The sequence below is a fragment of the Phormidium sp. CCY1219 genome (assembly GCF_035615515.1).
Lineage (GTDB): Bacteria > Cyanobacteriota > Cyanobacteriia > Cyanobacteriales > Laspinemataceae > CCY1219.
Genome location: NZ_JAJENT010000900.1, coordinates 1 through 10,397 on the forward strand (window position 1 = coordinate 1; position 10,397 = coordinate 10,397).

At 48.7% G+C, this 10,397-nt stretch carries 11 protein-coding genes; 1 reads left to right on the plus strand and 10 read right to left on the minus strand.

From position 1 onward, the window contains the following. Positions 1 to 84: 84 nt before the first annotated feature. The 5 genes from LKK83_RS29545 to LKK83_RS29565 form a co-directional block, all read right to left on the minus strand. Positions 85 to 585, minus strand: a complete 501-nt coding sequence (locus tag LKK83_RS29545) for a CGLD27 family protein (protein WP_324635047.1) — start codon at positions 583 to 585, stop codon at positions 85 to 87. Then, positions 582 to 1,025 carry a ribosome silencing factor gene (gene rsfS / locus LKK83_RS29550; protein WP_324635048.1) on the minus strand — a complete coding sequence of 148 codons (444 nt, stop codon included), beginning with the start codon at positions 1,023 to 1,025 and terminating at the stop codon, positions 582 to 584. The genes LKK83_RS29545 and rsfS overlap by 4 nt, the downstream gene beginning before the upstream one ends. Before the next feature lie 340 nt (positions 1,026 to 1,365). Beyond that, a complete protein-coding gene (gene yqeK / locus LKK83_RS29555; RefSeq protein WP_324635049.1) occupies positions 1,366 to 1,980 on the minus strand; it encodes a bis(5'-nucleosyl)-tetraphosphatase (symmetrical) YqeK in 615 nt (204 codons plus the stop codon). 314 nt (positions 1,981 to 2,294) lie between these two features. Continuing rightward, positions 2,295 to 3,554: a glycosyltransferase family 4 protein gene (locus LKK83_RS29560; RefSeq protein WP_324635050.1), complete on the minus strand. Its 1,260-nt coding sequence runs from the start codon at positions 3,552 to 3,554 to the stop codon at positions 2,295 to 2,297. A gap of 426 nt (positions 3,555 to 3,980) precedes the next feature. Continuing rightward, positions 3,981 to 4,655 (minus strand): hypothetical protein, encoded by a 675-nt coding sequence (locus LKK83_RS29565; protein WP_324635051.1) that lies wholly within the window; start codon positions 4,653 to 4,655, stop codon positions 3,981 to 3,983. A gap of 411 nt (positions 4,656 to 5,066) precedes the next feature. On the opposite strand from LKK83_RS29565, the gene LKK83_RS29570 reads away from it, so the two are divergent. Beyond that, on the plus strand, positions 5,067 to 5,210 hold the full coding sequence (locus LKK83_RS29570; protein WP_324635052.1) for a chlorophyll a/b-binding protein: 144 nt from the start codon (positions 5,067 to 5,069) through the stop codon (positions 5,208 to 5,210). A gap of 172 nt (positions 5,211 to 5,382) precedes the next feature. On the opposite strand, the gene LKK83_RS29575 is transcribed toward LKK83_RS29570, so the two are convergent. The 5 genes from LKK83_RS29575 to LKK83_RS29595 all read right to left on the minus strand — a co-directional run bounded on the left by LKK83_RS29575 (position 5,383) and on the right by LKK83_RS29595 (position 10,281). Then, positions 5,383 to 6,432, minus strand: coding sequence for a pentapeptide repeat-containing protein (locus tag LKK83_RS29575; protein ID WP_324635053.1), 1,050 nt, complete (start codon positions 6,430 to 6,432; stop codon positions 5,383 to 5,385). Positions 6,433 to 7,314: 882 nt separating this feature from the next. Further along, the gene (locus LKK83_RS29580) at positions 7,315 to 8,535 is read right to left on the minus strand and encodes a pentapeptide repeat-containing protein (protein ID WP_324635054.1); all 1,221 of its coding nucleotides are present in this window, start codon (positions 8,533 to 8,535) and stop codon (positions 7,315 to 7,317) included. Between the two features lie 245 nt (positions 8,536 to 8,780). After that, on the minus strand, positions 8,781 to 8,975 hold the full coding sequence (locus tag LKK83_RS29585) for a hypothetical protein (RefSeq protein ID WP_324635055.1): 195 nt from the start codon (positions 8,973 to 8,975) through the stop codon (positions 8,781 to 8,783). 63 nt (positions 8,976 to 9,038) lie between these two features. Beyond that, positions 9,039 to 9,236 (minus strand): hypothetical protein, encoded by a 198-nt coding sequence (locus tag LKK83_RS29590; RefSeq protein ID WP_324635056.1) that lies wholly within the window; start codon positions 9,234 to 9,236, stop codon positions 9,039 to 9,041. Between the two features lie 358 nt (positions 9,237 to 9,594). After that, entirely contained in the window at positions 9,595 to 10,281 is a 687-nt protein-coding gene (locus LKK83_RS29595; RefSeq protein ID WP_324635057.1) for a hypothetical protein, read from the minus strand. Positions 10,282 to 10,397 lie beyond the last annotated feature (116 nt).

The window sequence follows — 10,397 nt, forward strand, 5'->3', positions numbered from 1 at the left end:
CCATTTCCCCTGGCTCTCATCCCGACGCTCACCAAGCACGGGTAGAGCGCGGGGCTTCCCGCCGAGAAGCTAAAATTGACGTTTTTACAGAATTTTCCAAATTATAATACCGCCGATCGCCAGGATGCCGAGGGTGGCGAAGGTGCGGTGTACTCGCTGCAGGATGGGTTGTATTTGATAGCTGACCACTAGGCGATCGCGGGTAATGATTTCCGGGGTTTTCGGCCAGGTTTGACCGTCGTACCACCCGGACTCTTCGTAGGAGACGATCTCGCTAGCGAGGCGATCGCGCACGTAGCGCCATCCCAGGTACAGTCGCAGCAGGGCGAGGCTCAAAATTAATCCCCCTCCCCCTGCACTTCCCAGAATAAACTGACCCAAATACTTTCCCGGGGGAAAACTCGCGGCGACCACTGGGGCACAGAATATCGATGAAATCCCGAGGATCCATCCCATTTTGCTCAAATATCCCCTCAGATCGCGAGTTGCCCAGCCGAAAAAACAGGACTCTTTCAATGCTTGATACTCATTGAGCGGTTGCTGCTCTGTAGGTACTGGGCAAACAGACACGGTAGTTTCCCTCATCTTCGCGATCTCTCACCAGACGTTTCGGCTTCTAGGTCGATGTTTTCTCCATGTCCCCAAAACGCTTCTAGATTGTAATATTCGCGCTCTTGAGGCATCAAGATGTGAACGATCACGTCGCCATAATCTTGTACCAACCAAGTGCCGTTATATTCCCCTTCCACCCGCTGCGGTTGACGCTGGCATTCGGTCTCGGCTTGGTCGATAATGGCGTCGGAGATGGCGCGCACCTGCACTTTCGAGTAGCCCGTGACGATCGCAAAGTAGTCGGCGAGATAGGAAATTTCCGACACCCGCAGCAGGACGATATCGCCCCCTTTGCGATCTTCGGCGGCTCGCGCTACGCTCAAGGCAAGACGGTAGCTGTCTTCGTCGGTATAGAGAATCTCGTCGTCTAACGCTAGGGATCCAGAAGATTGAACTTGGGAATATTCTGTCATTAAATCTCCATATCCTACTTGATGTTTTTTTCGCTTCTCTCTTTCCCAGACCATTTAGGTAAAATTTCCGGTCAAGAGGTGGCTGAGTTATTCTCTGATGATGTGTTTAGTTTCAGGCTATTTTAATCCGGTTTAGGAAGAAGCGATCGCTCCCCTTATGCCGACTCTACGAACCCTCTGGCCACAATGCTGAGCCGTCTGAAGGGTTATTGCTGGATTTTCCCCGTTTGTGGGGTGTCTCAAGACTGAGTGTCTGTGCTAATTTTCCTCTAGATCTTAACACATTGCCATCCTTATGCCTCCGATTCATCATGGTGGGAAAAATGCCCGCTGACATCCCTCATGCGGGAATGCGTACGCTCAATTGCTTTAACTCGGCGCTTTCACTTTGATTCGCCATTTGCATTGCCCAATTTCGGGTCAAAATCGTCCGAGGATGAATTAACCGCCCATGTTCTAGCAGATGTCGTAATGAATATTCGCTGGTTAACCACACGGCGCGATAAATATCCTCCTGGCAAGTTTGACGCAAGCGCGCTAATTCGTCACTCTTTCCCCGCCCGGGTTCTAAGGTATCGGCTAAATACACCACACAACTGAGCAAACTCATGTTGGGTTTGCCTAGGGTATGATTGCGGATCCCTTCGAGGATCTCTTCATCTTCTACCCCAAATTCGTCTCGCGCCACAATCGCACTGACATCGGCATGTAACAGATGCGGTTCGCTGGCAAAAACCGGGTCTATCTCTAACCCTTCTGCTTTCGCCATCTGCAACAGTCGCTGCGGTTGGAAATATTTTGCCAGATCGTGCATTAATCCTGCCGATCGCGCTTTGCCTTCGTCTAATCCATGATGTCTCGCTAATTCGCCACACATCTGCTCTACGCGCTGGATGTGTTTCAGCCGAGGGGGGGTTACGTTTGCTTCTAGCCAGCTTAAGATGCGATCGCGCATAATCTTTCACACTCCTTTAACTTGTCGGATCTTTATCCCGCGCGTTCACTCTATCCAGCGGGGATCGCTTCATCTTGCTGTTATTTTAGCGGCTAGCTGCAGCAATTTCATTTCCAGTGGTTTAGCCCTTCACCGCAAGCCTTCTCTCGCCTCAACGACAGAAAAGCGCAGAGATGACCCACGAAGCCTCTGTGCGCTTTTCTCTCCTACTTTGCATCTCGCAGTGTTGCCATGAGCCTCATATACCCCACTCCCCTATCCCCTCCACAGCATCTCTGGCAACTGTGCGGGCAACATCACTCTCAATTTCCCTCTCAAAATACCACCTTAGCCCTGGATTTTTTGCCCGCCGCGATCGCTTCGGCAAACAAGTCCTCATATTTGTTCAGCGTTTGCTCGAACTCATATTCTTTCATGGCATACTGCCGCCCTTGCTGACCCAATTCCTCTGCTTTCTCGGGATTTTTATAAAGCTCTAAAATCGCATTGGCTAATTCTTCCGGATTTTCTGGCGGTACCACCACTCCTCCTCCACTCTTTTGTATCGCTTTTGCCGCAGTTCCACCCGCCGGCACCGATCCCACAATTGCTCGTCCACTGGCCAACAATACCGGAATTTTCGACGGCATATTAAACGCAATCACGTTATGCTTTTGCACCACTAACCCCACATTCGCCGCCCCTAGCATAGTGGGCAATTTTTCGCGCGGTTGGAACGGTAGCAGTTTCACCGACGGCGCATCAAACATTTCGCAATACTCTCGCACTCTTTCCAAGGCTGTCTGTTCCCCAACCACCACGAAGGCAATATCCGGAATATGCTTCAGTTTGGCAGCCGCTTTGATAACGGTGGGTAAGTCTTGCGTTAAGGCAATATTCCCGGAATAAAGCACCACAAACTTTCCTTGCAGTTCCTGTGCCTCCCTAAACTCATTATTTTCTCTCGGCAAAGGTTGAATGAAATTGACATCCACCCAATTCGGAATCAAGGTGATTTTCTCCTCGCTCACCCCTTTGCCCCGCAAGTTATCCACAAATCCGTCGGCAATCACGCTAATTTTATCCGCATTTCGACAGGCAAATTTCTCGAGCCGCGTAAACGCCCCAATGACTGCTTTGTTTTTCAGCAACCCTACGTGAACTGCCGCTTCATGTTGAATATCCTGGATATTTAACACCACCGGGGTCCCTCGCAATTTTCCCAGCATGGTGGCGGGTACGCACACCGGTAGAGGTGGAACAGTTGCTAAAATAACATCAGGTCTCCAGCCCGTTAGTGCTTGCGGAAAACTATTGAACACAAAGCTTGCATCTAGAAAAACGCGATCGAGCAACGAAGGTTGGGGCCGGATGAAAACTAAACTCCGCTCGATGAGTACCCCGTTTCGCTCTTCGCTCCAATACCATTTGCCTTGATATTCTGGGTAAATGCGGCGTTCGGGATAGTTGGGCATCGCCGTTACCACGCGCACTTGATGGCCCCTTTTGACCATCCCTTCTGCCAGTTCGGTCATTAACGGTGCAATGCCAATTGGCTCTGGATGATAGTTGTAGGAATAAATCAGAATCCGCATAAGTTTAGTCGTCAAGCAAATGGTGTTACAGGATACTCGAACAGATTGAGTATTTTTTAAATCGAATGGGCTGCCCTCGCGATTTTCTCGCGCGCTCCCTTGCCTATCTTTAAATATTCACCGTTACAACGGTTTTTTATCATAAAACTTTAGTAAAGTTTTCCCAAAGCTTTGACAAAGGACTTCCCTTGCCACTGCTGCAAGCGCTCTAGACGCTTGTGCTTATTTTATCTTGTCAGATGGATTTCCCTTCCCCCATCGGCTAAAACCCAGGGGTACGCGCCGCTTCTGTGCAACATTCTCTTTGCGCCATCCCTCTCTCTGCCCTCCCTTGCCCCTCCCGCAGGTTGCTTCCATGCCAACGCCCATCCCCATTCCCCCCTCTCCCCATTTTTTACGTTATTAACTTTATTGCTCTCAGAGAGATTAACTTCGGTTGACTTGATTTCTGCCTGCTTTATAATTCACCATCGTTGAAAAAGCAGAGACAAAAAAGTAAAATAATCGAATTCCCCACCCCCGTCCGGTATAAAGGTAGGAAACAATCTCGCCATCTAAGCCGCTGACTCGAGCAAATCTTGCTTTACTTTTGCTTTCTAGTTCCTCTAATTCTATCATATCCTTTTCTCTCGATGGCAAGAGAGGGTATCGAGCAGTGTATAAATAAAACCCTACAGGTCCTTCTGTATTGTAGGAAGTCTTCCGTAAAAACGTATTAGTAATTAGCGTTGCTTGATTATAAGAAATATTTTCAGTAATGGCAAAATTTTGCACCCATTTATAATACCGAAAAATACTGGTGGTGCTAAAAATCAGCGGCACTAATACCATTAAGGTTAAAATGCTGACCCGAGAGGCAAAATAACGGGGTAAAAGAATGGTAGCTACGCCAAATCCCATACCCAGAATGGCAAAAACCAAAATATTGAGTAGTTCCATAATTTCTAGGCTGATGAGTGCGTCGCCAATATGCGGTATTTGATAAATCAGTTCATCCCCGAGGAGGATAGAAATAAATTTGGTAATCACCGTCATTGCTACCACGACAAGGGTAGCGATTAAATACAAGCCAGTGCGCCCGAGCAATTTTAAGTAAAGCATCTCATCTAAAGCAATTCACTTCGAGGGGAAAGGGAATGGGTCATTCGTCACTGGTGGTTGGTCATGGGTGGTTGGTCATGGGTGCGCCCACCAAAGAGAAAAGACAAAGAACAAATGACAAATGACCAATAACCACTCGCACCAGAAAGACTATTTTCGATTGTAGACAAAAAAGCTAGGGGGGGGAACCGCGATCGCTCTCGAAGCTGGGGGGTTGCCTCAATTCATAAGCGATGCCGATAACAAAGCCCCCATATGATTACTAATTTTAAATACTAAGGGGTCTCAGGTGGGGGGCCAGGTCTCGGAGGGGGCGCATTGTCAGCGCTTTGTAACAAAATGTTGCAGTTTGCCGTTTTTTAAGTTAAGTTATATTACAGACAGTTTGACGAGACAGGAGTTTGACCTCTCATGGAAAACAACAAAGCAAAGTTTGGCTTTACTGAGTTTGCGGAAACCTGGAACGGGCGTCTGGCGATGCTGGGTTTTGTTATCGGTGTTGCCACTGAAGTGCTCACTGGGCAAGGTATTCTCTCTCAGATTGGCTTAATGTAATCCATCAATTGAATTCCTCCTTCCTTCCTTTTAATTAGGCGAACATTAACAAGCCCGGGCGTGGAAAAGCTACGCTCGGGCTTTTATTTTTTGTATAAAATTTGCCGGAAATGCTGCTATCGCCCCAAGTACGAGACTCCTTTGAGCCACAGTGAAGCGCGATCGCTTGCCATTACTCTGCAAAAATAGCCCCGCGATCGCGCAACGCTTGCCGAACCCCCTCTGACATCCCGGCATTATCTGCAAATCGGGCATTTTCCACCATTGCATCGGTGAAATCCGCGCGAGAGACATCTGCACCCGTCAGATCCGCCCCTCTTAAATTCCCCTTCGAGAGATCGGCATTTTTCAAAATCGCTCCGTTTAAATCAGCAGCGGAAAGATTGGCACCCGGGAGATAAGCTGCAGTGAGATTGGCACGGCGAAGGTCAGCCCGGGTTAGAATAGCCCGATTGAGATTCGTTCGCAAATCCGCATCGGTAAGAACTGCATCGGTGAAGTTGGCGCGGTTTAAATTAGCGTTAGCGAGTTGCGCCCCAGATAAATTCGCCCCGGATAAATTTGCCCCAGTAAAATCGGCTAAATGCAGATCCGCGTGACTTAAATTCGTCTGGCGCAAGTCTCCCCGGCTAAAATCGGCATAATGCAGATCGAGTTCGCTCAAATCAGCACCAGCGAAATCCTTCCGGGGATTGAGTCCGAGACGTTGGGCGATCGCGATAAAATCCTCTCCTTTCGCGGTGGAAAATAACTCCCGGGCGATCGCCAATTGTCGCTGTAAGCACTGCTCAATATCCGCTTCCCTACGGATTTTGCCATAAGAATGTTTTAACTGAGATAAAGCGCGGGCCTCTAACTGAGGGTCGTGCATCTCCACCGCCATTTCGAGTTGCTGTTGTTGATAGGCGATCGCTCGGTCCTCTTCCCCGAGAGCAGAATAAGCCTTTCCCAAATTCAACAACGCATTCCCTTGTCCGTGAGTATCTCCGACAGTTTGCGCGATCGCCAAATGCTCTTCATAACAGGCGATCGCGTCGTTCAATCCTCCCAACGCCTGATACGCCGCCCCCATATTTCCCAGGGCCGCACCCTCACGCTGCTTTTCACAACACTCGCGATAGATCCTCCTTGCCTGAACCCAAGACCCCAACGCCGCTTCAAACTCACCCGCCTGATATTGGGCAATTCCTTCTTTCAGCCTTGCGTCTGCTTCCTCAATCATCTCACTGTTTTCCGAGCGTCATTTTATTTATAGCGCTTCTCATCTGGATGAGGTACACAATTTTGGCAACATCCCCCAACGGCGAACCGAGAGGAGGTTCCCCAGGTTGACACTCTGCGGTCGCGCATACGCGCAGATTCTTAAGAAGTCCAGAAATAAACTCTTAAAGGCGTAGTCAAAGCGCCTCTACTTAGTTGACTCAGGTTGAGTTGAGCCTTCCAGATACTTTTCGGAGGATCTTTGCCGCACCGTTACACTCAGCATTAATTCAATAACCCGCAGCAGATTGATATAAACCTCGTTTAATACGTTTTCCTGATGGTTCCCAATTGTCTGTTTTTTCACCGTGGATTGGGATAAATCATTATCTAGGAAGCTAGCTTTCGAGGTAGAAGACTCTTCAGTTGCTACAAATTGCAATCCATATAAACTACAAATTTGTTTGATTTTGTCTTTAAGTCTGGCTGTAGGAATTTGTCTAAATTTTTGGTTGGTTTTAGTTGTTAATTTAATTTATTTTTTGGACCTTTATTACGACCAAAAACCACTTTACTAATTCCATGTTTAAGACGGTAATTAATAACTAATTCGGCTGTTTTATTAACGGTATCCTGCATTTGGCGATTACATTTTTCAGTGATAAGAGCTAGTCTTTTAGACCAGAAACCTTGTGGTAGATTTTCCTTGAGAATAGCTATCTGTTCTTTTTATGACACTACGGGGAAAGTCAGCACCGCTAAGATTTTGGAATACATCAATGACTCTCATCATGCTTGTTGAAACAAGCGCTCGTTTTTCCGCCCCGTCTTTTCAAAGCGGGGCGGAAAAACGAGCGCCCCTTCTTGGTATTTTGCTCCCTCGAGGGATCTTCCGGTGGGGGCATTACTCAAAAATTGCCCCTCTTGCTTTCAAATCCCGTTCCATCTCTGGGGACAAACCCGCATCTTTTTTAAACCGTGCTTGTTCTACCTTGGCATCGGTTAGATTCGTGCCGGTCAAATTCGTCAACATCAGTCCCGCTTGATGCAAGTCAGCCCCGGAAAGATTGGCATTAGACAGATCGGCATCGCTGAGATTGGCATTACTCAGATTCGCTTCGTGCAGGTTGGCATCGGTGAGGATTGCGCCACTCAAATTAGCCAGGGCTAAACTCGATCGATGCAGATCCGCCCCAGCAAAATTGGCATCGCTGAGCAGGGCACCACTCAAATCCGCACCGGCTAACTGAGCGTCTGTTAAGTCAGCTTCACTTAAGTCAGCATCGCTCAAATCGGCACCGCGTAGTTTTACCCCACGCAGGGAGGCACCGCTGAGATCTAGGTTGGTCAAGCTACAGCCCCAAAGTTTCGCACCGGCAAAATCTGTTGCCGGATTGAGATTTGCGAGGGTGGCAAGTTCGAGAAAATCAGCGGTTTTTGCCTCCAGTATGCGGGGGATGGCTTGGGAAATATCCCCTAAACCGCACTCTGAAGCTTCCGGAATCTCTTGCTTAGCCCGAGGGGGTTCGCTCAGGTTGGCATATTCGAGGGTGCTGCGAGTCAGATAAGGTTGGAGTTTTTGCCGAACCAAGGTCTGGGTCAAAATTCTTTCTAATATGCCATGTTTGTTCGGCCCGATCTCGTGGGGCCACAGGTTCTCTGCCTCGATGGGTTGCAAGTGTTCTGGTGACACCTCAAATCTTGCCTCTATCCGCACGGGGGTTCCCGTCACCTGCAAGTGTTGGAGATTCAGCAGTTCGAGGGAGCCAAGCAGCACCGAGGCTCCGGTTTTTACCCCAAAAGTCCAACTATATTGTCCGTGGGTATCCATCGGCGTCACCTGACAGGTAACGGTCTCAGCCTGCTGAGAGCGAACTTCTACCAAATTGGTGAGCAAATTCAACTCTGAGGGCATTTTGGCGTTTTCTAGATTCAGCAGTAGCTTGCCACCGGTGAGGCCAAATTTAAAACCACCCCCCATGACGGGTTGCCACACTTCTTTAAAGTGGAGGGTTAAGTTTAAATCGAGATATTGGATTCCATCGGATGAATCCAAGCGTGGGGTGCCTGTCAGTTCGATGGAAAGGCAATCTAACTGAGGCGAATGGGAGAGTGGTTGTTGCATAGCCAAGGAGCCATTGATTTGCTTAGGGACTTGCCTAAAGTTTTAAGGTATCACGATGCCCCTGTTGAATGGCAAGATGGGAGAAAAACTTTATCCGGTTCGGAGCTAGGGAAGAAGTGGATTGCAAACATTAAGGGCATTCCTACGGGAGGAATGCCCTTTTGATTCGGTGATGCAATTTATCTGTTGATTGAATCTGCTTTAATTAATCTCAGAGTTTGGGAACCACATCAAGCACACCGGATTTAGCTCATCGCCGCACTACTGCGTTTGTAGGAATTGCGGAAACTGGGCTGCGGTTTGCCTTGAATCGTTGTCCAATAATCGGTGGGATCCAAGCCGACTTCTTCGGCGGAGCGGTTCAGCATGGCTTGCTGACGATTTTTAATGTTGTGATGATTTTGCATCATTCGCATTCTGGCTCGATCTTGTGCAGACATGATTCGATTCTCCGTTTTTATCCTTGTGTTTATGGCTTTGAAAGGGTTATAGATGGTTGATATTTAGCTCATGGTGGATCTAGAGCGATCGTAAGCTTGGCGGAAATCCGCGCAGGGCTTGCCTTGGATGTGGCTGTAGTATTTTTCGTCGGGATCCAGGCCAATTTCGGCAGCGCTGCGTGACAGCATGGATTGCTGACGATTCTTGACGAAGTGATGGTGACGCATCATTAATGCACGGGCTTGTTCTTGTGCAGACATTTTGGATTCCTCCTGGTGAATGGGGGCCTGCTGGACCCTCCTCTTCGTTTGCTTATTTTTACTATAACAGACATTTCTGTAAAAAATGCTACAAAATGCCTCTACTTTACAAAACTTTACACAAATCTTTGGGATCGCTGGAAATCCTGATGGACAAGTGGCTCCCCATTTTCGGGATAGGGGATAACGAATTTCATATTGACAATATTTAAGTTTGGTGCGGGAAAGGGGAAGGAGTTGGGGAGGGAAAAAGGCGACGATGGGCGATTCGCACTGGAGTGGGAGTGCTTCAGTGGAACTCCATCGCCAGTGGGGGGAATGGAATCAGAATTGCTTTTCTAATGGGTTAGAGCGTCAGTCAAGAGGGGGGATTAAGGGAGGTTAATTGATGAAATTGGCCATTTGTTGCTGGGCGTAGTTGAGATTGTCCAGATACTCCTGGATTTTTTGCTGAGCCGTGGAGTAATTGGGATTCGAGGGGGGGACTTGTTTCATTAAAGCGATCGCCTGTTGCCACTGAGAGACCACCTGCTTCCAGTCTTGGGGGGACTGAGCAAGCTGAGTCTTGCCTTGCCGCACTCATCGCCTGATTGACTGCATAGCGAAACACCTCTTGCGGGGATGGAGAGGGAGATATCGCCGATGGAGGTGGAGGTGGTGGGATAGGAGATTCAGAGAGGGAGAGGGGCACAGGGGGGGGAGGAGGCGGTGCGTAGGCAAGCTTCTGAGCCTGTTGGCGAGCATACTCAGCATTTTGCTGATATTCGATCGCTTTAACTTGGGCGCGATTGGCGTTGGGACTCGAAGCAGGCACAGCTTGCATGAGGGCACTAGCTTCTTGCCACTGAAGCGCGATCGCCTTCCAATTCCCCACGGTTTGCGCCGATTGAGTCATCTTGGCGGCATTCATCGCCAGATTCACTCCTTGGCGGAACAAATCATTAACGGCGGGGGTGGGGGGGTTGCCACCCTTGAACTCCATCGCCGGGGGATGGTTCCCCAACAGTGTGGGGAACCAAGAAGGAGTGGCGTACAGTGAAAACATCAGCAAATGGGTCATTGCGATCGCCACGGAGAGAACCAGAGCAACTGTTAATGACTAAAGCCTGATTTACTGGAAAATTCTAGATTATTCCGGAAATACCTCACGGCGTGTGGTAG

Bases quoted from the DNA above. Each gene is read 5' to 3' on its own strand.
- LKK83_RS29545 (WP_324635047.1), bottom strand. From the start codon at position 585: ATGAGGGAAACTACCGTGTCTGTTTGCCCAGTACCTACAGAGCAGCAA.
- rsfS (WP_324635048.1), bottom strand. From the start codon at position 1,025: ATGACAGAATATTCCCAAGTTCAATCTTCTGGATCCCTAGCGTTAGAC.
- yqeK (WP_324635049.1), bottom strand. From the start codon at position 1,980: ATGCGCGATCGCATCTTAAGCTGGCTAGAAGCAAACGTAACCCCCCCT.
- LKK83_RS29560 (WP_324635050.1), bottom strand. From the start codon at position 3,554: ATGCGGATTCTGATTTATTCCTACAACTATCATCCAGAGCCAATTGGC.
- LKK83_RS29565 (WP_324635051.1), bottom strand. From the start codon at position 4,655: ATGCTTTACTTAAAATTGCTCGGGCGCACTGGCTTGTATTTAATCGCT.
- LKK83_RS29570 (WP_324635052.1), top strand. From the start codon at position 5,067: ATGGAAAACAACAAAGCAAAGTTTGGCTTTACTGAGTTTGCGGAAACC.
- LKK83_RS29575 (WP_324635053.1), bottom strand. From the start codon at position 6,432: ATGATTGAGGAAGCAGACGCAAGGCTGAAAGAAGGAATTGCCCAATAT.
- LKK83_RS29580 (WP_324635054.1), bottom strand. From the start codon at position 8,535: ATGCAACAACCACTCTCCCATTCGCCTCAGTTAGATTGCCTTTCCATC.
- LKK83_RS29585 (WP_324635055.1), bottom strand. From the start codon at position 8,975: ATGTCTGCACAAGATCGAGCCAGAATGCGAATGATGCAAAATCATCAC.
- LKK83_RS29590 (WP_324635056.1), bottom strand. From the start codon at position 9,236: ATGTCTGCACAAGAACAAGCCCGTGCATTAATGATGCGTCACCATCAC.
- LKK83_RS29595 (WP_324635057.1), bottom strand. From the start codon at position 10,281: ATGTTTTCACTGTACGCCACTCCTTCTTGGTTCCCCACACTGTTGGGG.